At 73.4% G+C, this 23,517-nt stretch carries 21 protein-coding genes and 1 pseudogene; 11 read left to right on the top strand and 11 right to left on the bottom strand.

Annotated features, from left to right (window positions below):
- Nucleotides 1-80: 80 nt before the first annotated feature.
- Complete coding sequence (locus ACWEFJ_RS11080) at nucleotides 81-965, top strand: LysR family transcriptional regulator (protein WP_449713653.1); 885 nt, start codon at nucleotides 81-83, stop codon at nucleotides 963-965.
- Complete coding sequence (locus ACWEFJ_RS11085; RefSeq protein ID WP_449713654.1) at nucleotides 962-1,861, top strand: serine hydrolase; 900 nt, start codon at nucleotides 962-964, stop codon at nucleotides 1,859-1,861. The genes ACWEFJ_RS11080 and ACWEFJ_RS11085 overlap by 4 nt, the downstream gene beginning before the upstream one ends.
- A gap of 6 nt (nucleotides 1,862-1,867) precedes the next feature.
- Here ACWEFJ_RS11085 and ACWEFJ_RS11090 read toward each other — a convergent pair whose 3' ends face one another.
- The 7 genes from ACWEFJ_RS11090 to ACWEFJ_RS11120 form a co-directional block, all read right to left on the bottom strand.
- Nucleotides 1,868-3,238, bottom strand: a complete 1,371-nt coding sequence (locus ACWEFJ_RS11090) for an MFS transporter (protein WP_449713655.1) — start codon at nucleotides 3,236-3,238, stop codon at nucleotides 1,868-1,870.
- A gap of 7 nt (nucleotides 3,239-3,245) precedes the next feature.
- On the bottom strand, nucleotides 3,246-3,713 hold the full coding sequence (locus ACWEFJ_RS11095; protein ID WP_449713738.1) for a sigma factor-like helix-turn-helix DNA-binding protein: 468 nt from the start codon (nucleotides 3,711-3,713) through the stop codon (nucleotides 3,246-3,248).
- A gap of 122 nt (nucleotides 3,714-3,835) precedes the next feature.
- On the bottom strand, nucleotides 3,836-5,029 hold the full coding sequence (locus ACWEFJ_RS11100) for an ATP-grasp domain-containing protein (protein ID WP_449713656.1): 1,194 nt from the start codon (nucleotides 5,027-5,029) through the stop codon (nucleotides 3,836-3,838).
- A gap of 85 nt (nucleotides 5,030-5,114) precedes the next feature.
- Entirely contained in the window at nucleotides 5,115-5,786 is a 672-nt protein-coding gene (locus tag ACWEFJ_RS11105) for a DJ-1/PfpI family protein (protein ID WP_449713657.1), read from the bottom strand.
- A 391-nt stretch (nucleotides 5,787-6,177) separates the two neighbouring features.
- Complete coding sequence (locus tag ACWEFJ_RS11110) at nucleotides 6,178-6,918, bottom strand: SDR family oxidoreductase (RefSeq protein WP_449713658.1); 741 nt, start codon at nucleotides 6,916-6,918, stop codon at nucleotides 6,178-6,180.
- Between the two features lie 29 nt (nucleotides 6,919-6,947).
- Entirely contained in the window at nucleotides 6,948-7,643 is a 696-nt protein-coding gene (locus tag ACWEFJ_RS11115; protein WP_449713659.1) for a TetR/AcrR family transcriptional regulator, read from the bottom strand.
- A gap of 46 nt (nucleotides 7,644-7,689) precedes the next feature.
- Entirely contained in the window at nucleotides 7,690-8,865 is a 1,176-nt protein-coding gene (locus ACWEFJ_RS11120) for a PucR family transcriptional regulator (RefSeq protein ID WP_449713660.1), read from the bottom strand.
- Nucleotides 8,866-9,083: 218 nt separating this feature from the next.
- Between ACWEFJ_RS11120 and ACWEFJ_RS11125 the strand changes: the two genes are divergently transcribed.
- From ACWEFJ_RS11125 to ACWEFJ_RS11150, 6 genes are all read left to right on the top strand, one after another.
- Nucleotides 9,084-10,349: a YncE family protein gene (locus tag ACWEFJ_RS11125; protein WP_449713661.1), complete on the top strand. Its 1,266-nt coding sequence runs from the start codon at nucleotides 9,084-9,086 to the stop codon at nucleotides 10,347-10,349.
- 100 nt (nucleotides 10,350-10,449) lie between these two features.
- On the top strand, nucleotides 10,450-11,109 hold the full coding sequence (locus ACWEFJ_RS11130; protein WP_449713662.1) for a GntR family transcriptional regulator: 660 nt from the start codon (nucleotides 10,450-10,452) through the stop codon (nucleotides 11,107-11,109).
- Nucleotides 11,109-12,278: an MFS transporter gene (locus ACWEFJ_RS11135; protein ID WP_449713663.1), complete on the top strand. Its 1,170-nt coding sequence runs from the start codon at nucleotides 11,109-11,111 to the stop codon at nucleotides 12,276-12,278. The genes ACWEFJ_RS11130 and ACWEFJ_RS11135 overlap by 1 nt, the downstream gene beginning before the upstream one ends.
- A gap of 279 nt (nucleotides 12,279-12,557) precedes the next feature.
- Nucleotides 12,558-14,084, top strand: coding sequence for a serine hydrolase domain-containing protein (locus ACWEFJ_RS11140; RefSeq protein WP_449713664.1), 1,527 nt, complete (start codon nucleotides 12,558-12,560; stop codon nucleotides 14,082-14,084).
- A gap of 528 nt (nucleotides 14,085-14,612) precedes the next feature.
- Nucleotides 14,613-15,221 (top strand): cyclodeaminase/cyclohydrolase family protein, encoded by a 609-nt coding sequence (locus ACWEFJ_RS11145; RefSeq protein WP_449713665.1) that lies wholly within the window; start codon nucleotides 14,613-14,615, stop codon nucleotides 15,219-15,221.
- Nucleotides 15,218-16,129 (top strand): bifunctional methylenetetrahydrofolate dehydrogenase/methenyltetrahydrofolate cyclohydrolase, encoded by a 912-nt coding sequence (locus ACWEFJ_RS11150; RefSeq protein WP_449713666.1) that lies wholly within the window; start codon nucleotides 15,218-15,220, stop codon nucleotides 16,127-16,129. Before ACWEFJ_RS11145 ends, ACWEFJ_RS11150 begins: the two co-directional genes overlap by 4 nt.
- On the opposite strand, the gene ACWEFJ_RS11155 is transcribed toward ACWEFJ_RS11150, so the two are convergent.
- On the bottom strand, nucleotides 16,118-17,167 hold the full coding sequence (locus ACWEFJ_RS11155) for a hypothetical protein (protein WP_449713667.1): 1,050 nt from the start codon (nucleotides 17,165-17,167) through the stop codon (nucleotides 16,118-16,120). The two genes, ACWEFJ_RS11150 and ACWEFJ_RS11155, sit on opposite strands and share 12 nt — an antisense overlap.
- 317 nt (nucleotides 17,168-17,484) lie before the next feature.
- Here ACWEFJ_RS11155 and ACWEFJ_RS11160 point away from each other — a divergent pair, with 317 nt between their 5' ends.
- The gene (locus tag ACWEFJ_RS11160; protein ID WP_449713668.1) at nucleotides 17,485-17,610 is read left to right on the top strand and encodes a hypothetical protein; all 126 of its coding nucleotides are present in this window, start codon (nucleotides 17,485-17,487) and stop codon (nucleotides 17,608-17,610) included.
- Here ACWEFJ_RS11160 and ACWEFJ_RS11165 read toward each other — a convergent pair.
- Nucleotides 17,601-17,663: pseudogene (locus ACWEFJ_RS11165) on the bottom strand (hypothetical protein); the annotation flags it as partial. The gene ACWEFJ_RS11160 and the pseudogene ACWEFJ_RS11165 overlap by 10 nt on opposite strands.
- A gap of 249 nt (nucleotides 17,664-17,912) precedes the next feature.
- Nucleotides 17,913-19,754: a cellulase family glycosylhydrolase gene (locus tag ACWEFJ_RS11170; RefSeq protein WP_449713669.1), complete on the bottom strand. Its 1,842-nt coding sequence runs from the start codon at nucleotides 19,752-19,754 to the stop codon at nucleotides 17,913-17,915.
- A gap of 123 nt (nucleotides 19,755-19,877) precedes the next feature.
- On the opposite strand from ACWEFJ_RS11170, the gene ACWEFJ_RS11175 reads away from it, so the two are divergent.
- A complete protein-coding gene (locus tag ACWEFJ_RS11175) occupies nucleotides 19,878-20,735 on the top strand; it encodes a PaaX family transcriptional regulator (RefSeq protein ID WP_378090276.1) in 858 nt (285 codons plus the stop codon).
- Here ACWEFJ_RS11175 and ACWEFJ_RS11180 read toward each other — a convergent pair.
- Nucleotides 20,732-21,544 (bottom strand): MBL fold metallo-hydrolase, encoded by an 813-nt coding sequence (locus ACWEFJ_RS11180; RefSeq protein ID WP_449713670.1) that lies wholly within the window; start codon nucleotides 21,542-21,544, stop codon nucleotides 20,732-20,734. The genes ACWEFJ_RS11175 and ACWEFJ_RS11180 overlap by 4 nt on opposite strands.
- Before the next feature lie 297 nt (nucleotides 21,545-21,841).
- Between ACWEFJ_RS11180 and ACWEFJ_RS11185 the strand changes: the two genes are divergently transcribed.
- Nucleotides 21,842-23,434, top strand: coding sequence for a pectate lyase family protein (locus ACWEFJ_RS11185; RefSeq protein ID WP_449713671.1), 1,593 nt, complete (start codon nucleotides 21,842-21,844; stop codon nucleotides 23,432-23,434).
- Nucleotides 23,435-23,517 lie beyond the last annotated feature (83 nt).

A 23,517-nucleotide genomic window follows, 5' to 3' on the forward strand; every position in this document is an offset into this window, starting at 1 on the left:
CCCAGGTTCACAGCCGGTCGCGATGCCGTCCAAGACGGGAACGCCGTCATCCATGCCGATCCCGCATAGAATCGCGGCCCGTGGATTTGGTCGAAGCGTGCAAGGCGTTCGTGGCCGTCGGCGGGCACGGCAGCTTCACGGTCGGGGCCGCCGCGGCGCGGATACCGCAATCCGTCGCCAGCAGGCGCGTCGCGGCGTTGGAGGAGCACTTCGGGGCCAGGCTGTTCACCCGCACCTCGCGCAGCGTGACGCTGACGCCGTTCGGCCGGGAGATGCTGCCGTCGGCGCGGCGGCTGGTCGACCTCGCCGAGGCGATGGCGCACGACGCCGAACGCGCCAAGCTGCGGCCGTTCCGACTGGCCGTGCCCGCGGTCTGCGCACCGCGCCCGCTGGCCCGGCTGGTCGCCGACGCCCGCCGCCACGACCTGGACCTCGACCCGCACCCCGCCGGACCCGGCGAGCGCGCGGACCTGGTGCGCGCCCAGGACGTGCGGGCGGCGCTGGTCGCCGTGCCGCCCGACGAGGGCTCCTGGCGGGTGCCGCTGGGGCTCGCCGGCCGGGACGATCCCGGTGCGGCGTCCCTCTACGTGGAGACCCTGCGCGCGGGACGTGCGGAACGAACCGCCCGCCGCCGCCGCGTCTGGCTCCAACCGGAGGACGACGTCCCGCACGTGCGCGACCGCGTCACCCGCCTTCGCGACGCCGTGGGCCTGCAACCGTCCCAGGTCGCCGTGTCGTCCTCGCTCGTCGCCGCCGCGGCCGACGTGCTCGGCTCCTCCGACCTCCTGCTCTGCTCACCCGGCCAGGCGGACGACCTCGGCCTGCACTGGCGACCGGTGGGCGAGCTGGACCTGGCCCGCGGCTACGACATCGCGGCCGGCGTGCGCGAGGACGCCGAACGGGTGCGCGACCTGCCGCACGCCGCGATCGGCCGGTGCCTGGGCGTCCCGGCGGGCGCGGCGTGACGACCAGGGTGCTGCGCGAGGCGCGCGAAGCGCTGGAGGAGGCAGGTCTGCGCGGATCGTTCCTGGTGCGCGACCTCGACACCGGCGAGGAGCTCGACCTGGACGCCGACGTGGAGTACCCGGTCGCGTCGCTGGTCAAGGTGCCGCTCGCGATCGCGACGCTGGAACGCGTGCGGCGGGGCGAACTCGACGCGGCCACCCCGATCGAGGTGTCGCCCGGCCGCCTCACCACGGCGGGGCCGATCGGCCTGCCCAAGTTCCGCCACCCCGCCACCATCGCGGTGGAGGACCTGCTCTACCTGAGCACCGCGATCAGCGACAGCACCGCCGCCGACGCCCTGTTCGCCCTCACCCCGCCCGCCGCCGTCACCGCCGAGCTGCGCCGGCTCGGCCACGACGGCATCACGGTCCGCCACCTCATGCGCGACCTCGTCGACACGCCGGCCGAGCGGTTCACCCCGGCCGAGGGCCACCTGGCCCACTCGCTGGCCATCGCGGCGGGGACCGCGGGCCGCGGCCACCCGGTGACGCAGCTGGACATCAGCCGAGCCAACTCCGGGTCCGCGCGGGCGTTCGTGGACCTGCTGCACGGCCTGTGGCGGCCGACGACGATCCACGCCGCCGTCGCCGCGCGGGTCCGGGAGCTGATGGGCGAGAACGTGGTGCGGCACCGGCTCGCGCCCGACTTCAGCTCCGACGCGTCCCGTTGGTCGTCCAAGACCGGCACGTTGCTCAACCTCCGCCACGAGGTCGGGGTGGTCGAGCACGCCGACGGGCAGGCGTTCGCCGTCGCCGCCCTCACCGAGTCCCGCGTGCCCGCCGTCGTGCAGCCCGGCGCGGAGGCGCTGATGGCCCACGTCGCCCGCACCCTGCGCGACCGGCTGCGGATGCGGTGACCGGGTTCACCGGCCGACCCGGAAGTCACGCGCGGACGGCACCAGCGCCGCCACGGCCGGCGCGGCGAAGCAGACCACCGCGCACACCGCGAGCACGGCGGACGCGCCGAACCCGTCGATCGCCGGCGCGATCAACGCCAACCCGACCGGAGCCAGGCCGTACGACAGCAGGAAGTCCAACGACGACACCCTGGCCAGCATCGCGGGCTCGACCTCACGCTGGGTCGCCGTGAACCACGGCACGTTGAACAGCTCGATCCCCGCGCCCGCCACCGCGTACGCGGCGACGACCACCACCGCGTGCACCGGCAGCAGCAGGCTCAGCGGCACGAACCCGTAGCACGCCAGCCCCGCCAGCGCCGTCCACCCCTGCGCGCGCCGACCCCGGCGGGCGGCGACGACCGCGCCGCCGAGCGCGCCGACCGTGAACGCGGTCGTCGCCGCCGCGAGCACGGCCGCCGTGCCGTAACGGTCACGGCTCACCAGCGGCAGCACGACGCTCGTCGTGGAGTACCCGGTGGCGATGACCGCCGTCAACGCCGCCAGCCCCGCCACGAACCACGGGTGCCGCCGCGCCTCCCGGATCCCGTCCAGGAAGTCGCCCCCGAACGCGGCCAGGAAACGGGCCACGGAGCCGGCCCGCAGGCCGATCGCGGGCCGCCTTCGGGTCACCGGCCCACCGCGGCCCGAGGACACGGCCGCGACGAGCCCGCTCCCCGCCCCCGGGCGGGGTGCGGACGTGCGCGTGGCGACGCCCGAGCCGTCGGGGGCGGTGCGGACCACGCCCCGCGCCCCGGCCGGCGGGATCAGGGCCGCGCCCCACCACAGCACGCCGGTCGCGACCACCAGCGCCGGCGTGCCGACGACCAGCGCCAGCAGCGCGGTCACGCTCGGCGCGACCAGCGACGTCACCCGGACCGCCAACGTCATCGCCGCGTTCGCCCGCCGCCGCAGGCCCTCGGCCACGACCTCCGCCGTCAGCGCCTGGAACGCGGGCCGGCACGCGCCCTGCCCGGCCCCGACCACGGCAGCCGCCACGGCCATCAGCGCCACCGAACGCCCCAACCCCAACGCGATCACCGGGGTGCCCAGACCGGCCACCGCACCGGACCACAGCACCACCCGCCGCCGGGAGTGCCGATCCGCCAGCACCCCCGCGACCGGCACCGCCACGAGGAAGCCGACGGTCCGCGCGGCCAGCACGACACCCAGCCCCACCGCCGACAGCGACCGTTCCAGCACGGCGAACCCGAGCACGAACGGCAATGCCCACGTCGCCAGGCCGGACAGCGTCGCACCCGCCCACAGCCGCAGGAACGACACGTCGCGGAACAACCGCGCTGACGGCGCGGCCGGTCGTGCGACGTCCTCGCCCACGCGTGGCTCAGCCGACCTCGGTGGTGCCGGACTCGGTGGAGCCGGACTCGCGGGCGGCACGCACCAGGTCCGCTCTGGCCCGCGCGACCCGGGACCGGACCTCCTCGACCACGCACCCGACGACCTCGGCCGCCTCGGCGTAGGACAGGCCCAGGACCTGCGTGAGCACGAGGGCTTCGTGCCGGTCCGAGACCGGCTCGCCCCGGCGGTCCAGCACGACCCGGCGGGCGATGGCCAGGAGCCACGTGCGCGCCGGCGTCCGCCCGGAGAACCGGCGCAGACCCGCCACGGCCCGCGCGTAGGTCTCGCGGGTGAGGTCGTCGGCCGACCCCACGTCGGCCAGGTGCGCGCCGAGTTCCCACACCTGCCGCTGGGTCGCCCGCACGAACCGCTCCAGCGCGTCCCGGTCACCGGACCGTGCCCGCAACGCCCAGCGCGTGACCTCGTCGTCGGGGTTCGTCACGTTGGGGAGCATCACGACTCTGAATCGTAACGACGTGCGGCGGGAAACTCGTGCGCCGAATGGCCCGACCGCACAGCGCCGCACGGCACCGACCCCGGCCCCCGACCGCACCCCGGTCGGGACCACCTCCCTCCTCAAGACAGGTCCGATGTGGACATCAGCGGTGCGACGGCGTTCGCCGCCGCCAGCGCCCGGTGCAGGGCCAACTCCGCCGTCGCGGCCTCGGCGAGCACGATCCCGGTGCACGAGCGCTGATCGGTCAGGTGCTCGATCCGGTCACCGGGGCTCGCGGTCGGGTACCACTCGGGCGCGCCGGGCAGACCCGCCAGCCGGTCCAGCCCCGACCACCCCTTGAGCACCCCGGCTTCGGCCGGGTAGGAGAGCACGAACGCCACCCCGAGGCCGGGTCGCACCGGCTCGGTCAGGAGCGCCGGCTCCCGGTCCAACGCCATCGAGACCATCGAGCGGTAGACGTTGGTGCCCAACGACCGGCACAACGCCTCGCCGACGAGCGCGCCACCGATCCGCGCGTTGATCTCGACCACCTCCGGACCGTCGGCGGTCAGCACGAACTCCGTGTGGGCGAAGCCCCGCTCGTGCCCGGCGACGGCCAGCACCCGGCCGATCCACTCGGCCAACTCGGCGAAGTCGGCCTCGGGGAACGCCACCGGGAACGCGGCGGCCTCCTCCCGCCGCACGGGCTCGGGGGACAGCTGCCGGCTCAGCACGCCCAGTAATCGGGTGCGCCCCCGCCACGTCACCGTCTCGGCGCTGTAGAGCGGACCGGCGAAGTACGGCTCGGCGACCAACCGCCCCTTCAGCGGCGTCCGTTCGGCTTCCCGGAGCGCGTCGGCCAGTTCGCCCCGGTCCCGGACCAGCCACACCGCGCGCGACGACGTGCCGGCCGAGTCCTTGACCACGAGCGGGAAGGTGTCCGCCGACCGCGGGTCCACCGGTCCGCCCCGGCTCAGCCCGTGCCGGTGCAGCAACGCCCGGACCTCGCCCTTGTCCCGCAGCACGCGCACCGCCTCCACCGACGGTCCCGGCAGGCCGAGGCGGCGCGCGAGTTCCGCACCCGGCAATGCCCACGTGTCCGTCGAGCTGATCAGACCGGTCACGTCCGGGAGGGCGCGCAAGGCGGTCTCGCACGCCGCCACGTCCGTGGTGTCGATGTCGACCACCCGCACCCGGTCGCCCGCCACGGCCAGCTCGTGGGTGTAGATGGACCGATCGCCGGTGAGCAGCACGAGGTCGTGGCCCGCGTCCTCGGCGGCGGACGCGAGCCGACCCAGGCCGAAGGTGAGGGCTTCCAGCAGCACGATGGTCACGGCACGGGATTCCTTCCGGGGTGTGGTGGGACAGCAGTGGGCCGTGCGCCCGGCGCACCGGGTGGGTCGTTCCGGACGGGATCGGTCAGACTCGCCAGACCGTGCCCCGCCGCTCGTACTCCAACACCGTCTCGACCCGCTGGGCGGTCTTCGCGCCGAGGAAGCGTTCGACCAGCCAGAGGGCCACGTCGAGACCGGAGGTGATGCCGCCGCCCGTGATCAGGTCGCCGTCGTCCACCACGCGGGCGTTGACGACGTTCGCTCCCTGTGCGGCCAGGTCGGCCTTCGCGCCGGAGTGCGTGGTGGCGTTACGCCCCCTGGTGAGGCCCGCGGCGGACAGCACCATCGTGCCGGTGCAGATGCCGACCCGCACCAGGTCCGCGCCGGCCAGGCGGCGCAGGAAGCCCTGGTCTCCGATGAGCCGGTTGACGCCGGGGCCCGTCTTGTCGGCGTACCCGCCACCCGGGACCACCAGCACGTCGGCCCGGCCCGGCGACCAGCCCTCCGGAACCTCGACCCGCGTCCCGTACGTGCAGGTGACCGCCCCGGGACGGCCGACGCCGACCAGGCTCGTCGTCAGCGCCCCGCCGCTGATCCGCCCGGCGAGGCCGAGCACCTCCACCGGTGCGACGAAGTCCTGCTCCTCCACCCCGTCGAACAGCAACACCTGCACCCGCACCGGCGTCGCGGCGGACGCGACCCCCGCCCCACCCGCGACCGCGCCGGCCGCGCCGACCGACAGAGCCGATGCGCGCAAGAACGTACGACGTTCCACGGTGACCTCCCCGGTTCCCGATTCACCCAGTGGTCGGACGGAGTCGGCATCCGGTTCCCCGATCACCGGGCCCGACCGGGGCCGGTGATCGCCTGTCACGTCTATAACTTCAGTGTGGAACGAAGTCGACAGACGAGTAGGTCAGGTCCATCCGGGTGACGACATCGCCGCGGACGCGGTCGGAGACCGCCTTCGATCCGCCGTCCGCCGGGTCGGCGCATACCCGGCACGGGCGTTGGCGACGTGGTGCGGAGGTGATCGCGGCTTTTGGTGCCGGTGGTGGAAGTGCCCGTGATGTCGATCGTGTTGTTCATGACGGTCCTCCTTGCGGGGTGGCACGTCACGGCGACGTGCGGTGTCCTCAGTGGAGTGATCAGGCGAGGCCGCCGTTGGCGAAGAGCACCTGGCCGTTGACCCACCTGGCCGGGCCGGCGAGGAAGGAGACGGTGGCGGCGATGTCCTCCGGCTGCCCGAGGCGCTCCAGCGGGGCGACCTTGGCGAAGTGGGCGATCGCGGCGTCGTCCTTCCCCTCCAGGAACAGCGGGGTGGCGGTGGGGCCGGGCGCGACCGCGTTGACCGTGATGTCCCGGCCGCGCAGCTCGCGGGCGAGGATCAGGGTCATGCCCTCCACGGCGGCCTTGCTGGCGACGTACGCGCCGTAGGTGGGCAGCTGGGTCCGGGTGACGGAGGTGGAGAAGTTGACGATCGCGCCACCTCTGCGGACGCGGCGGGCGGCTTGCTGCGCCACCACGAACGTGCCCCGGATGTTGGTGCGGTGCATGCGGTCGAGGTCGGCGAGGTCCAGGTCGGCGATCGGGGCCAGCACCATGATCCCGGCCGTGTTCACGACCACGTCGATGCCGCCGAACGTGGTCTCCACGGCGTCGAACGCGGCCTTCATGTCGTGCTCGTCGGCGACGTCGCCGCCCACCGCGAGAGCCTGTCCGCCGCGGGCGGCGATGTCGGCGACCACGGCGTCGGCCTTGTCCTTGCCTCCGGCGTAGTGCACGGCCACGGCGAAGCCGTCGGCGGCCAGCCGGTCGGCGACGGCGCGGCCGATGCCGCCGCTGCCACCGGTGACGAGGGCGACCCTGGTGGAGGTGTGCTCGGTCATGGGGGTTCCTTCCGGTTGTCCGTGCGTGGTCACGGCTTGGTGGCGAGGTAGGTCAGCCACTGGGTGAGGAGGCCGAGTTCGGCGGGGCTGAACGACTTCGGCTGGTCGGCGCGCAGCAGCGCCGCGAGGGTGGTCGCGGCCTGCGCCACGGTGAGCGGCACGGTCGCGGGATCGGTGTCGGGTTCGGGGGTCAGGATGCCCGGGAGGACGATCTCCCGGACCCGGACCGAGAGCGCCGGGTCGCGGTCGGTCTCCGGTCTGTTGAGCAGCGCCAGGGCGACGCCGCTGTTGGTGGACAGCACGATCTCGGCGGCGAGGTCCGGGTCGACGGCGAGGCGGCCGACGTGGGCGATCCGCTCGAGCATGCCGCGCAGCAGCGCGTGGGCTTCGCGGACCGCCGCGGGGCGCGAGGTCAGTCGGGGCGTGTACATGAGGCGGTACACGTTGGGGTGGTCGAGCGCGAACCGGGTGTGGTCGTCCCAGCCGCGCCGCAGGTCGGCCACCGGGTCGTCGGTCGGCACGGCGGCGCGCTTGGCCGCGAGGTACTCCGCGAACCCCTGGTCGACGACCGCGGCGAGGAGTCGGTCCTTGTCGCCGAACAGCCGGTAGATGACCGGCTGCTGGACACCGGCCTTCTCGCCCACGGCACGCGTGGAGATGTCGCCGTTGGGCGAGGTCTCCAGCAGTTCGGAGGCTGCCGACAGGATCGCTGATCTGTTGTCCACGTTAGCGACGGTAACACTGCGGTGGATCGTTGACAACAGATGCTCGTTAGCGATGATCCGATCGGGTGGGCGGCCGGTGGTCGAGCCAGGTCCGCAGTGCCCACCAGTGGCGCAGGGTGCCCAGGACCGTCGGCGCGCTGTCGTCCCACGGCGTGCCGGTGAGTTCGGCGAGGCGGTCGAGCCGGTACCGGACGGTGTTGGGGTGCACGTGCAACGCCGCGGCGGCGTGGCCGAGGCGTTGGCCGTGGTCGAGGTAGACCAGGGCGGTGGCGACCAGTTCGCGGTGGAAGTCGTCGTCGCGGTCGAGGCCCGCCAGCGTGCCGCGCAGCAGCTCGGCGAGCACGGGCTGGGCGGCCAGCGCGACCTCGCCGGACAGGTCGGTGAGGTCGCGCACGCCGCGCAGGCCCGCCCGTCCCGCGAGCCGCAGGGCCGCCACGCACAGCGGGTGCACGTCGCGCAACGCGGGCAGCCCGGTCGCGGGCGCGGCCACCAGCAGGACGTCGCGGGGCAGGGTGACCGGGTCGGGTCGGCGGGCGGCCAACCCGGTCAGCCGCCCGTCGACCAACCCGTAGACGCCGCCGAACTCCAGCAGGCGTTGCTCCAGCGCGCGGGCCTCGGCGGGCTGCGTCACGTCGGAGACCAGGCAGTGGTAGGCCCCGTCGGCAGACAGGCCCGCCCGGCGCAACTCTTCGGGCCCCGGGTGCGCGCCGTCGCCGTGCAGGAGCAGCCGTCGCAGCAGGTGCGTGTTGGCGTCCCGGTTCGTGCGGGACAGCTCCAGCTCGGCGGTGTGGTAGCCGTTGATGACGTGCCGTTCCAGGGCGCCGGTGTAGCGGTCGAGGTCCACCATCCCGGCCAGCAGCACCTCGTCCGGCACGCCCGCGTCCCGGCTGCGCGCGATGGCGATCCTCATCGCCTCCGTGCGGCCCGCCTGGACGCCGCGCAGCAGCCCGTCGATGGAGATGCCCTGCGCCGCCCGGTCCGCGCCCAGCGCCTCGGCGGCCTGGAAGTCCTGCGCGCCGGGTTCGTCGGGCCGCTCGAAGAAGTGCAGCCCGATCGCCAGCAGCACCTCCACGTGGCGGCGGTTCTCCGCTTCCGGCAACCGGGCCACCTCGGGGGAGTTGCCGCGGGCGGCGCGCACCAGCTCGTCCACGACGCTGCGGTCGGCGGCCATGCCCCTGATCACTTCTCCGAGCAGTCGTCCGCGGTCGTGGGCTGCCGACACCGCTCCTCCTCCCGCCGCGACGTTGTGGCAGTGGCATAACGAGCGCCCGGCTCGTTGGGCGTCGGCCCCTACCGCGGGCGGGCCGCGAGCCGGTATTCCTTTCCTACTGAACGGTAACAGTCCCGCCGGGCTCGGGGCCCGACGCGAGTCCGGCGATCGACGCGCACGACTCGACCCTGCACGGATGTGACAACTCGCGCATCCGGTTTGGAGTTCTCGTGGACAAGAAACCCGTTTCGACCCGGCGGAACCGCGCCCGGCTGCTGGGCGCCCTGGCCGCCTGCGCCCTGACCGCCGGCCTGGCGCCGGCCGCGTCCGCCGCCCCGCCCTCGGGCACGGCGCTGCGCGAGGTGATGTTCGTCGGGAACAACTGGGACGGCACCGCCGACGTGATCGCCTCCAGCGGCGACTTCGCGAAGATCGGCCGGGTGAACATCATCCCGGATCGCCAGGAGCGGCTCTGGGAGATCTACCTCAACCCGATCAGGCTGGCGTTCTTCCTCGGCATCCGGTCCGGTCCCGGCGAAGGGCACGACCAGTTCGTCGACGACATGTACACGACGCCGGACGGGCGCGCGGTCGTCGCCTCCCGGCCCAGCTTCGCCGACGTGGTCTCGATCGACCTGGCCACCGGCCGGGTGAACTGGCGCTTCCCGGTGTCCGGTTTCCGCTCCGACCACATGGCCGTCTCCCCCGACGGGCGGCGGGTCGCGGTGTCGGCGTCGACGTCCAACACGGTGCACGTGCTGGACATCGGGACGGGGCGCGAGGTCGGTTCGTTCGCCACCGGCGACAAGCCGCACGAGAACGTGTTCACCGACAACGGCCGGTACCTGTGGAACATGTCCATCGGCGAGGTCAACACCGCGCTGGACGACCCGGCGTTGGACTTCACCAAGGGCGACCGGCGCATCACGGTCGTGGACACGACCACGTTCCGGCAGGTCAAGGTGATCGACATGCGGCCGAGGCTGGACGCGTTCGGGCGCTCGGACCTGTCCGACTCCGTGCGGCCGGTGGCGTTCACGCCCGACGAGTCGAAGCTGTACTTCCAGGTGTCGTTCTTCCACGGGTTCCTGGAGTACGACGTGGCCGCGGACCGGATCACCCGGTTGAAGGAACTGCCGAAGAACCCCGCGACGAGCCCGGATCGCACCACCTGGGTGAACGACTCGCGCCACCACGGCATGTCGATGAGCCCTGCGGGGGACAAGCTGTGCGTGGCCGGGACCATGGACGACTACGCGGTGGTCGTGGACCGCGCGAGCCTGCGGGAGAGCGCGCTCGTGCCCGCTTCCAAGCCCTATTGGGCGACCGTGAGCGGTGACGGGCGCAGTTGCGTGATCTCCGAGAGCGGCGCCGACCAGGTCACCGCGATCGACTTCGCCACCGGGCGCAAGCTGGTCTCGGTGCCGGTGGGCGACCACCCGCAGCGGGTGCGGATCGGCCACGTGCCGGCCGGCTGGACCGGCCCCGCGAACTGACGACAGCCGAGCGGTGGTCGGTGCCCTCCAGGGCGCTGACCACCGCTTTTGTCTGTCCGGTCGCATCCTATAGGTTATAACCTATAGCGAGGAGGTGGTGATGGCGGAGCCCTTCACGACGAAGAGCGACTTCGCGTACACGACGCTGCGGCAGAAGATCCTCTCCGGCGAGTTCGCGCCCGGTCAGGTGCTGAACCAGGCGACGTTGGCGCGCACGATCGGCATCAGCACGACGCCGTTGCGCGAAGGGCTGCGGCGGCTGAAGTCGGAAGGGCTGGTCGAACTCGATGCCCACCGCGACGCCCGCGTCACCGAGTTGACCGCGGCGGAGGCCCGCGACCTGCTGGAGGTGCGCGCGTCGCTGGACCCGCTGGCGGCCTCGCTCGCGGCCCTGCGCCGCACGGAGTCGGACCTCCGCGCGTTGCGCGCGGCCCTGCGCGGGCTGGAACCGCTGCGGCGCGACCCCCGGACCGCGGACCTCGCCGCGCACCGCCGATTCCACGCCGCGCTCTACCGCGCGTCGCACAACAACCTGCTCATCGCCACGCTCGACGGTCTGTGGGACAAGGCCGACCGGTACCGCCGGCTCGCCTTGGCGGACGGCCGTGAGGACGAGGAGGCCGAGCTGAAGGCCGCGGAGCACCGGCAGCTCGTGGAGCACGTCGCCGCGGGCGACGCCGACGCGGCGGCCGACGTGATGCGCCGGCACGTCTCCACGAGCCTCGGCGCGAAGGCCGCGGCCCGGCTGGGCGCGACCTGATGGCCGGCGGCGGGCGGACGGCGGTGCTGCTCACGCACACCGTGCTGGTGCAGCTCGTCACGTTCGTCCTGCGTCCCACGGCCACCTACCGCGCGCTGGAACTGGGCGTGCCGACGGGGTGGCTCGGGGTGCTGTCGGCGGGGTTCGCGGTCGCGCCGCTGGTGCTGGCCATCCCGTCCGGGCACGCGGTGGACCGGCTGGGCGAACGGCGGGTCATGCTGGCGGGCGCGGTGCTGATGTGCGCCGCCGCCGGGACGTTCGCGTTCGTCGGCGGCGGGGTGGTGGGGTTGCTCGTCGGCAGCGTGCTGCTGGGTACGGGGCACCTGTGCTCGGTGGTGGCGCAGCAGGCGTTGGTGGCGAACACGACCGAGACCGCGCGGTACGACGCGGCGTTCGGCTACTACACGTTCGCCGCGTCGTTGGGGCAGGCGGTCGGTCCCGGGCTGATCCTGTTGTTCGGCGGTGACCGGACGATCCCGCGCACCGATACCGTGTTCCTGGTGGCGTTCGCGATCACCGTCGGGTTGATCGGCGTCACGGTGGCGCTGCGCGCGCCCGCCGTCCGCCGGGCATCCACAGTGGATGGTGCTCCGGAAGGCGTGCGGGACCTGCTGCGGCGGCCCGGGCTGGTGCGGACGCTGTCGGTAAGCTGCGTCGTCATCGCGGCCGTCGACATAACCCTGGTGTACCTGCCCGCGTTGGGCGCCGAGCGCGGTATCCCGTCCGGCGTGGTGGGCGTGCTGCTCGCGGCTCGTGCGGCGGCGTCGATGACGTCACGGCTGTTCCTCGGACGGCTGGCCGGGTGGCTGGGTCGGCGTCGCCTGTTGTCGGGCAGTGTGGCGTTGTCGGCGGTCGGGCTGGCGGCGGCGGCCGTGCCGATGCCCGTGTGGCTGCTGGTCGTGGTCGTGGTCGTGGTGGGTCTCGGGTTGGGTGTCGGGCAGCCGCTGACCATGTCGTGGCTGGCGGAGGCGACGCCGCCGGGGCTGCGCGGTCGGGCGATGTCGTTGCGCCTCACGGGCAACCGCCTCGGCCAGGTCGTCGTGCCCAGCGCGGCAGGGTTGCTCGCGGCCGGCACGGGAGCCGCGGGCGTGCTCGTGCTGACCGCCGCCGGCCTGACCGCCGCCGGTGTCGCGGCCGGCCGACGGCCACCCGACTCGACCTCGCAGTAGCGCCGGCGACCGGCCTCGTTCTTGAGGAACCAATCCGCGATGAGCGCGACGCACCAGGCCGATTCCCGCGGCCGAGCAGCGGAATTCCCGAGCGCCGGGGTCGTCGATCGCGGACCGTCCGACCGACGACCGCGTCCACAGCCACCGCGTCGAGCACGAGCGGCCGCGGTCGGGGCGAGCCCTGCCTGGACCGGGATGACACCGTAGTCCGATCCAGGGCGCGAGAATCTCAGACCACGGTCCGATTACAGGGCAACGGGAAACGCCGAAACTGACTGCGTGCTCACCTCACTGCTCCCCGCCCTGATCGCCTTCGCCGCCCCGCTTGCCCCGGTCGCTCCAGCCGTCGCGGCGCAACCCGTCGTGGACGCCGCCGCCGTCGACGCCGTCGTGCGGCGCTACCGCGAGGAGACCGCGCTGCCCGGTGTGGCGGTGGTCGTCACCCGCGGCCCCACCGTCGTGCACGCGGCCGGCTACGGCCACACACCCGACGGGGAAGCGGTCTCCGAGCACACGGTGATGGCGGCGGCGTCGGTGAGCAAGTCGTTCACCGCGCTGGCGGTGGTGCAGCTCGCGGAGAGCGGGCGGATCCGGCTCGACGACCCGGTGCGCGACCATCTGCCCGAGTTCGCCCCGGCCGACCCGCGTGCCGCGGACATCACCGTGCGCCGGCTCCTCGACCAGACCTCGGGCCTGTCGGACACGACGTTCCGCTCCTTCAGCGGACCGAGGGTCGACACCCTGACCGAGGCGGTGGCGGCCATGCGCGACGCACGCTTGGCCGCCGCCCCCGGCACCGCGTGGGCTTACCACAACCCGAACTTCCAGGTCGCCGCCCGGCTGGTGGAGGTGGTCGCCGGGGTGCCGTTCGCCGACTACCTGCGGCAGCACGTGTTCGCGCCCCTCGGCATGCGCGACAGCCGGACCGTCGACACCGAACGCGATCTGCCGCCCAGCGCCCGCGGCCACCTGAAGGTGCTCGGCGCGGCGGTCCCCTTACCCGAGCCACCGGCCTTCGGCAACGGATCCGGCGGCGTGCTCACGTCGGCCCACGACCTGGCCGCCTGGCTGATCGCGCAGCACAACGGCGGCCGTGGCCCCGACGGGACCTCGATCGCCACCCCCGAAAGCATCACCGCGATGCACACCCCGTCCGCCGTGTCGGATTCCTACGGCCTGGGCTGGTTCATCGGCACGACCCCGTCCGGCGCGCCGCTCGTAGACCACGGCGGCGACCTGTTCACCTCGACCGCGTACCAGGCACTGCTCCCCGGCTCCGGCTACGGCATCGCGGTCCTGGCGAACACCGGCCTCCAGTACGGCGACGCCCAGGCGATCGGCGAACGCCTCATCGCCCTGATCGAGGGACGGCCGCCCTTACCGGTGGACGACCCGTACATCGTCACCGACGTGGTGCTGCTCGTGCTGACGGCGGCAGTTGTCGCGCTGACCGCCCGCGGCGTGGTCCGGTCCCGGCGCTGGGCCGCGCGGCGGTCCCGGAACCTGTGGACGGTCGCTCGGCTGCTGCCATGGGTCCTGCCCCTGGTGCTCCTGGTGACGATCCACCGGGTCGTGGGCTACCTCTACCGGGGTCGGGACGTGGCGTGGCTCCAGGTGCTCTACCTGTACCCGACCTTCATGCTCCTGCTCGGCGTCACGACCCTCGGCTGCGCCGCCGTGCTCGTGACGAGGGCATTCGCCCTCCGAAGACCGCTCGCACCGCAGTGCCGGCGAACGGGCCACCGCCGCGAACCCCGGCATGACCCCACCATGCCCGGCGGAGGCGGGATGCGACCGGGGGCGTGATGGGTCCGGGCGAGTTGCGGACAGCGCGGAGAAGACGGCAGTGAGGGCGGAAGCAGCGAGGAAGGAGGCAGTAAGGGAGAAGCAGTGGGTGAGGCGGCAGCGAAGGAGGACTGTTCGAGCCCTTGGCCCGGCCGTGGGCAACTGGTCGCAGGGTTGGGCGATGGTGGCCTCGGTCCAGCGTCGGCGTGGGTGGAAGCGGTACGCCCGCGATCCTGGCCGCCACCACCCTGCCCGGCCGGGTCCGTGAGGCCGTGGCGACAACGGCGACCCCGAGTGATCGTCCGGTTCCGGCCCACCCGCGTCCATCGGGTCGTGCCGCCACGCCGGCGACGGGATCCGCGGTCTGAGAGCTTCTCGTGAAGGCCGGGGCGGGTGCCGGCGGCCGGCTGTCGTCGTCGGGCCGGCGGGCTCGGCGAGGTGCGTGACGGTCACGCCGGCGTCCGGGCCGGCGGCCGGCTCGCACCGGACCGGGCGTTGCGTGGACCACGCGCTGTGGCAGCCGACGCCGAGGCACGCGAAGATCGTCGGGTGAGTGACAGCCTGTGGGACGTGACCCTGGCCGACCTGCGTGCCCGGACGGCGAGCGCCAGTCCGACGCCGGGCGGCGGCTCGGTGGCGGCCGTCACGGCGGCGTTCGGCTGTGCGCTGGTGCTCATGGCCCTGGAGATCACCGCCCGCCGCGACCCGGCGGTCGGTGACGCGATCGCGACCGGCAGGTCCCTGCTCGACCGGCTGGAGCCGGCCGCCGACCGCGACGTGGAGTTGTTCGAGGACTACCTGCGGGCGCGGCGGCTGCCGCGGGGCACCGACGAGGAGCGCGAGACCCGGCGGGCCGCGGTGGCGGCGGCGTCGGCGGCGGCCACGGAAGGGCCACTGGCCGCCGCGGCGGTCGCCGTGGAGGCGCTGGAGTGGGCGTTCTCCGTGCTGCCGCTGGTCGCCGGCACGGTGGTGAGCGACGTCCGTGCCGGGGCCGACCTGTTGCTCGGGTCCGTGCTCGCCACCCTGCGCGGAGCCGAGGCGAACGTGGCGCAGATGGGCGACGACGCGCCCGCGTTCACCGCGCGCCTCGACGCGCTGCGCCGCGCCGCCGAGGCCGCGCACGCCCGCATCGACCTCACCCCGGAGGAACCCCGATGACCGCACGCACCATCGACCCGGCCGAGCTGGCCGAGTCCATCCGCGCCGAGATCCGCGCCGACCTCGCGGCGATCCCGGACCGCCTCACCGTGGTCGGCTTCCTGGTCGACGGCGACCGGCCCGCGCGCACCTACGCCGAGTACACCCGGCGCGCGTGCACCGAGGTCGGCATCGACTTCGACCTCCGCACACCGCGGGCCGACGACATCGAGACCGCGGTCCGCGACGCGAGCGCGGACGAGGGCGTGCACGGCGTGTTCGTCTACTACCCGGTCCGCGACCCCGAACGCGACCGCTGGCTGCGCGAGCTGGTCGACCCGCGCAAGGACGTCGAGGGCCTGCACTCGTTCTGGAGCCGCTGCCTCTACGAGAACCGGCGCTTCATCGACGACGCGGGCACCCGGCGGGCCGTGCTGCCGTGCACCCCGCTGGCCTTGATGAAGCTGCTCGGCGAAGCCGGCGCGTTCCGCGGCCCGGCCGACACCCCGCTGGCGTCGGTGAAGGCGTGCGTCTTCAACCGCAGCGAGATCGTCGGCCGCCCGCTGGCCGCCATGCTGGCCAACGACGGCGCCGAGGTCACGTCGTTCGACCTCGGCGGCTCCCTCGTGTTCCGGCACGCGGCGGGCATCCAGGGCCACCACGTGGACGCCGTGGCGGTCGACCGGGCCACCGCCCTGGCGGAGGCGGACGTCGTCGTCACCGGTGTGCCGTCCCGCGACTTCCCGCTCGTGCGGGCGGACGAGATCAAGCCGGGCGCGGTGTGCCTGAACTTCTCCACGATGAAGAACTTCGCCGACGACATCGTGGACCGCGCCTCGGTGTTCGTCCCCCGCGTGGGGTCGATGACGGTCACCATGGCGATGCGCAACGCCGTCCGCCTCTACCGCAACGCCCGGCTAGCCGAATGAGGCGGCGCTCGGGGTCCAGCGGACGGGCTTCTCCGTGCCGTCCGGCGCGGAGCTGTGGCCGACGACCACGCCGTGGTCGTTGATCGCGATCGGCATGCTGTAGTCGCCCGCCAACGGCTCCAGGTAGGTCACCTGCCCGTCCCGCCAGAGGAACGCGCGGGGCCGGTCGGTGCCGGTGCCCGCGGTGTAGCCGACGACGTCGCCGCGCTCGTTGATGGCGACGGCCTCGGACGGCGCGGGCACGCCGAGGTCGACCGGCTTCCCGTCGCGGGGCCACAGCACCGCGCGGTGGAAGCCGTTCGCGTCCGCGGTCCAGCCGACCGCGTCGCCGCGTTCGTTGAGCGCCTGCTCGCCGTGCGTGACCCGGCCGTTCTCCGACAGCACGGTGACCTCGTCGCCCTCCCACCGCAGGGCGATCGTGGCCCGGTTGCCGACGACGACCCCGGACTCGTTGATCGCCTCCGGGATGTAGGGGCCGTAGCCGGTGGGGATGCCGGGCAGGCGCGTGCACGTGTCCACCGTGCAGCGGACCGCGGCGAAGTCCTGGTTGGCGGCCGACGCGTAGCTGCCGATGACCACGCCGGCGTCGTTGATCCCGTACACCCACAGGTCCGGCCCGGACAGGGCCAGGTCGGTGTACTGACCGTTCGCCAGCACGGCGGCGTGGTCGTGCTGCTGCCGCGTGGAGGAGGTCGAGTAGTTGAGCGGCACCACGCCGTCCTCGTTGATGGCCGGCGCGAGCGACCACGCGGCGGTCGGCGGGGCGACGACGGTGCGTGCGCCGCCCGACCAGATCCACGCCTTGTTCCGGTACGGCGTGCCGGCACTGCGCAACTCGAGGCCGATCACCTGGCCGTGTTCGTTGACGGCGCGGGCGATGCCGGGACCGAGGTCGGTCGCGCCGCCGCCGGGCGACCACAGCACGGCGCGCCCCACGCCGTTGTCCTGGGCGCTGCCGACGACCTGGCCGAGGTCGTTCATGCCGACCACGTAGTGGTTGGCGAAACCGGGCAGGGACTGCAGCTCGCCGACAACCATCGTGGGGGTGGTGTCGGCGACCGCAGAGGGTGCGGGAACGAAGGGGAGGGCGGTCGCGAGGGCCAACACGGCCAACGACCCGCGTAACTCGGGCATGGTCGCTCCGTTGCGAGATGTCCAGGTCGGGTGGTACTTGATCGATTCCCACGGTAGTCCCGACCCGGTCGCTGCGGCGTCGTCCGGACAGCGCAAACGCGCCCGGAACCCCGTGTGCGGTCAGGGAGACGCGACCCGCTTCCGCCGCACCTTGACCAGCGCGCCGTCGCCCGCCACCAGCTTGATCTTGTTGAAGCCGTAGTCGGACGGGGGCGGCCCTGGTGTTCAACCGGAAGTGGCCCGCGCCCGCGTCCACCGCCTCGACCAGGCCGCCGTTGTTGCGGGTGGCGTACTCGCCGACGCGGCGGTTCAGCTCGGCCTGGCCGATGCCGGTGATCCGCCGGTAGACCTCCAACGGGTGCTCGGTGCTGCGGGCCTCGTTCCACAGCCGGTTGAACATCGCCAGGCCGTCGCGGTCCTTGGTGTACTACCGTCGAACACCTGCCACTCGATTCCTCCAGGGAATTCCCGGCGTCGGCGGCGATCACGACCGGAAACGCTTCGTCAGCCCCGTCGACCGCGTTCGACGAACGACGTCGAACCACTGCGACGCGGTGACCGCGGGCGGACCCGCTCCGTCACCATGACCGACGAAAGGTTTTCGGCAAGGACGCGTGCCAGGCCGGATCGGTGTTCTCCGGACCCGTCGCTACCGGAAGGTGGCGGCCACCCAGGCCGCCAACTCGGCCCGCGCGGCGTCCGCGGACCCGGTCGGCGCGGCCTCGGTCACGAGCGCGAAGTGCACGCCGGTGTCGCGTGTGGACAGCAGCAGCCGGTGCACGCCCGCGACGCCCGGCTCCGGCGCCACGGCCACCGGCTCGCCCCCGGTGTACGCGGGCGGCCCGGTCACGGCGCCGAGGTCGCTGACCACCGTGGTCGACGCGAGCGGGAACGACGACGGCAGGTGCAGCTCGGTCGGGGCCGCGACGCCGTTGCCGCGCCACACCAGCACGCCGAACCGGCCCGTCCCGACCAGGGCGCGCACCGCGGGCATGGTGTCCGGCACCCGGTTCCACGACAGCACCGCACCGCCGTCACGGGCGCGGTCCTCGTAGGCGAACGCCGCCGTCCGGCCCGCGACGGCACGCGGGAACAGCCGGTCGACGACCCGACCGTCCACCATGAGGACGGGGTCGCCGCCGTCGTCCAGCCGCACGGCGGAGAAGTGCTCGTCGTTCATCGCGTCACCCTCGGTGCGGACCTTGTCCGGGTTGTCGTTCATCAGCTCGTGGTGGCGGCCGTAGTTCACGTCCCAGTGCCACTGGCTGCCCGACAGCACCGGCCCGGACCCCGCCGCGCCCGCCCACCACCGCGCGCCCGGCAGCCGCGAGTCCAGCGCCTGGTACATCGCCTTGAGCACGGACGGGTTCTTGTCCGAGGTGAAGCCGGCGACCGGGTGCCCGAACTCCGACACGATCCCGGCCGTGCCCAACGCCGCCGCGCGGTCCCGGATCCGGCCGAAGTCCGCCGCGTACTCGCCGTCGCCCGCCTTGCCCGGCTTGAGCAGGCCCGACTGCGCCTTGCCGTCGTAGAAGTGCGCGTTGAACACGAACCGCGGCCCGAGCGAGGGCACGGCCGGAAAACCGCCCGGCTCGGCGAAGAAGTCCACGTTCTGGTTCCAGAACACCAGCGGCTCGACGAACGCGGGCTTGTCCGCCCACCCCACCTCGTCCATCCGCTGCCGGAACTGCCGGTAGAACGGCACGAGCAGGTCGCGTTCCCAGGAGACGCCGTCCTGCCCCGGGTCGTAGCGGCCGGCGTAGGGCTCGTTGAGCGGGTCCACGCCGACCACGAGCCGGAACGCCTCCGGCGTCAACGCGGACTTCAGGTGCCGCATCACCTCGCCCGCCTGGTGCAGGAACTCGTCGCGGACCCGGATCGGACCGGCGGAGGTGGCCAGCTCGCGGTTGTGCCAGAAGTCGTGCACGGCGGCGGTGACCGCGTTGTTGTTCTTCATGTTCTGGCCCCAGTGCACGCAGATCCCGCACGACTCCCTGGGGTAGCCGCCGGCGCGCACGACCCACTCCGGCGCGCCGTCGCCGGTGTACCAGCTGTCCCGGTTGAACAGGTGCCGCGAGTACAGGTCCTGGTGGAAGTCCACGTAGACCCGGACGCCTTGGTCGGTGAACGCGGTGACCTGCTCGGCCACCCGGTCCAGGTAGCCGTCGTCGATCCGGCGCGGCTCGGGCTCCACCCACGCCCACGTGACCAGGAAGCGCACCGCGTTCGCCCCGGTCAGCCGGCGCAGCGCGACCGCGGCGGACCGGGCGTCGGCGGTGCTCGCGAACGGCAGGCCGCGGTGCTCGGCGAGCTTCGCCGTGCCGGACACGTTGAACCCGCGCAACACCACCTCGCGGCCGTGCCCGTCGCGGAACGCGCCGTCGGCCACCACGACGGGGGAGTCGTCGAACCACAGCCCGCCCGGCACGGCGGCGGCGGGCGCCGTCAGCGACGCCAGCAGGAGCACCACCACGAGCACCACGTGCCTCACCGCGTCCACCCTTCGCCCGACCGCACCGAAGATGAAGGCGTTTCACGTTCAGCGTAGCGGAACGGTCGCGCCGCGCAACCGCCGTCGGCGGCGGCCCCGGACACCGCGGGATACGCTCGGCCGGTGATCCCGCACGACGACCCGCAGGCCGAGGGCCGTGGACAGGAGGCATCGGTCCGGCCGCAGTCGCTGATGCTCAGCTTCCTCGGCATCCACGTGCTCAACCGGGGCATCGCCGTCTTCTCCGGCAGCGTCATCGACGTGTTCGCGCGGGTCGGCGTCTCCGAGGAGGCGGTGCGCTCCACGCTGACCCGCATGGTCAAGCGCGACCTGCTGGCCCGGCACCGCAACGGCCGGCGGATGTACTTCGGGCTCACCGCGCGCTCGGCGGCCGTGCTGGAGGACGGCGAGCACCGGATCTGGCGCAGCGGCGCGATCAACGGCGACTGGGACGGCACCTGGACCATGGTCGGGTTCTCGCTGCCCGAGTCCTGGCGCAGCCAGCGGCACGACCTGCGGTCCCGCCTGGTCTGGGGCGGATTCGGGCCGCTGCAGAACGGGCTGTGGGTCGCGCCCGGCGTGGTCGACGTGCCCACCCTGGTCGCCGACCTCGACCTGAGCGACTACCTCAAGGTGTTCACCGCGCACACCGCCAAGCCGACCGAGGCCGAGCAGATCGCGCGCACCGCGTTCGACGTGCCCGCCATCGCCGAGCGCTACCGCGCGTTCCTGCGCCGCTGGGACCGGGACCGGCCGCTGGCCGACGCGCCCGACGACCTGGCCAGGCAACTGCTGCTGCACACCGAGTGGCTCCAGCTCGTGCGCCAGGACCCCCGGCTGCCCGCCGAGCACCTGCCCGACGACTGGCCCGCGATCCGCGCCCAGCACGTCTTCCACACCCTCGCCGAGGCGTACAAGCGGCCGGCCAGGTCGATCGCGGAGTCCGTCCTGGACGCGATCCCGGTCGACGGCCCGGCCTAGGTCGTCGCCAGCGCGGCCAGCGTCACGTCCCGCGGGTACGGGGACCGCGGCGGCGCGTCGTCCTCGGCGACCTCCCCGGCCGCGACGGCGTCCCGCAGCTCCAGCAGCCGGCCCAGGCCGTCGCGGTGCCGGGCGACGAACGCGGCGTCGACGGGGTCGCCGTGGCCCGGCACCACGACGCGCGGCTCCAGGGCCAGCACCGCGTCCAGCGCGGCGGGCCACTCGCGCACGTGCGCGTCGGAGCCGAACGAGTCCGCCGTCCAGCCGTGCGGGCCGTGCTCGACCAGGTCGCCGGCGAACACCACGCCCGCGTCCGGCACGTGGACCACCACGTCGTGGTCGGTGTGCCCCGGACCGGGGTGCGCCAGCCGCACCGGCCGGCCGCCGAGGTCGAGGTCCGCGTCGTCGCGCAGCACGCGGTTCGGCGGGGTGATCGTCGTGCGCTCCAGCGCCTCGGCGATCCCGGGCTTGCCCTCGGCGCGGTAGGAGGCGATCCGCCGCGCCCGCTCGGCCTCGCCGTGCGCGGCGAGGTCGGCCGTGCACCCGTCGTGCGCCCACACGTCGCACGGCAGGAACGCGGCGGTGCCGAAGCAGTGGTCGAAGTGCGCGTGCGTGTAGACCAGCGTCCACGGCAGCGGCGTGATCGCCCGCACCGCGTCGGCCAGCTCCGCGCCCTGCGCCACGTCGCCCCGGCTGTCGACGACCAGGCAACCGGTCCCGCCGACCACCAGGCCGACGGTGAGGTCCAGCTCCTCGTAGCGGCGGGCGTACACGCCGTCGGCCACGTCGATCCATCGTCCGTCGGTCACCCGCCGCAGCCTAGAGGAGCGCGGCACGACGGTCCGCGTCACCTTTTCCGACCTTTTCCGCGATTGTTCCGCAGTACCTCGGCGTGACCTGCCGTTGACGTCCCGGAAACGAGCCGATACCTTCGGGCGACAGGAAATGCACACCCGTTCGACAGCGTGCCGCCAACCGCCGCCTCCGTTTGTCGGCAGCCGTCGCCCACCACTGTTCACCAGCATGAACGCATTCATCGACGTGAACGGAACGGGCACGGCGGAATCGGTCGAGAAACGCCCGGTTCACCACTCAGGAGGCTCGGTTTGAGCAAGCGGAGATTAGCCTCGCTCGCCGCGGTGGCGAGCGGATTCCTGGTCGCGGTGGCGCTCGTGCTGGTGCCCTCGGCATCGGCCGCCACCCTGTTCGGCGACGACTTCGAGGACGGCGACGCGGCCGGCTGGGGTTCCAGCGGCGGCAGCTGGTCGGTCGTCACCGACGGCTCGCGCGCGCTGCGGCAGTCCGGCGTCAGCGCCGACGCCCGGACGTTGGCCGGCACGGCCTGGTCCGGCCAGTCGGTGCAGGCGCGGGTCAAGCCGACCGCGTTCAACGGCGCGAACCGGCACGTCGCCGTGATCGCGCGGGCGCAGAACACGGGCAACTACTACTACCTCGGCCTGTCCAACGCCGGATCGGTCGTGCTCGGCAAGCGGGTCGGCGGCGGGTTCACCCCGCTGGCCTCCGCGCCGGCCGCCGTGACCGTCGGCGCCTGGCGCACGCTCCGGCTGGAGGCGTTCGGCGCCACGCTGCGCGGCTTCGTCGACGGCGCGCAGGTCGTGACCGCCACCGACGCCGCCTTCGGCAGCGGCCGGGTCGGCCTGGCGACCCACTACGCCGCCGCCTCCTTCGACGATGTGCTGGTGACCGACGTGGCCGGGCCCGGCGGCCCGACCGGCACCACGACGACGACCACCACCACGCAGCAACCCGGCACGTGCGCCACCTCCGGCCGCCCGACCGGGTTCGCCTCGGTCACCGCGTGGGGCCAGAGCGGCACCACCGGCGGCGCGGGCGGCCCCACGATCGAGGTCGACACGGCGGCGGAGTTCCTGGCCGCCATCGCCCAGACCGGGCCGCTGAACATCTGCGTGCGCGGCATGCTCGCGCTGCCCGGCCCGATGCACAACGTCACCTCGGACAAGACGATCGTCGGCATCGGCGCGAACTCCGGCCTCACCGGGGGAGGGCTGAACATCGGCCTGCCGGTCTCGGACGCCACCTCGCCGCCCGCCGACGCGGTGCACAACGTCATCGTGCGCAACCTGGTGTTCCGCAACTGGGCCGACGACGCGATCAACGTGCAGATGTTCTCCCACCACGTGTGGATCGACCACAACGACCTGTCCACCGGCTACGACGGCGCGATCGACATCAAGCGGGGCTCCAGCTACGTCACCGTGTCGTGGAACCACACCCACAACCACACCAAGAACATGCTGCTCGGCCACGACGACGGCAACGGCGCGCAGGACGTCGGCCGGCTCAAGGTCACCTACCACCACAACTGGTTCGACCGCACCCCGCAGCGCAACCCGCGCGTCCGGTTCGGCGAGCCGGTGCACGTGTTCAACAACTACTACGTCTACAACACCGACGTCGGCGTGGCGTGCCAGGCCGACTCGGGCTGCGTGGTGGAGGGCAACTACTTCGAGGACGTCGAGGAGCCCGTGAGCAACAGCTACGCCGGCCCCGGCGGGCGCTGCGTCGCGCGCGACAACGTCTTCGTCGGCGAGTCGGGCCGACCCGATTGCAGCGGCACCGTGCAGGAGCCGCGCGACTACTACGCCTACGCGCTCGACGACCCGAACACCGTCAAGGCCGCCGTCACGGCGGGCGCGGGCGTCGGCAAGATCGGCTGATCGGCCGACCGGGTGACCGTTCACCGGCACGACGTGGCCGCGCCGTGCCGGTGAACGGCTCGTCGGACCGGGCGCGCACCGAT

This window comes from Actinosynnema sp. NPDC004786, from assembly GCF_053601135.1.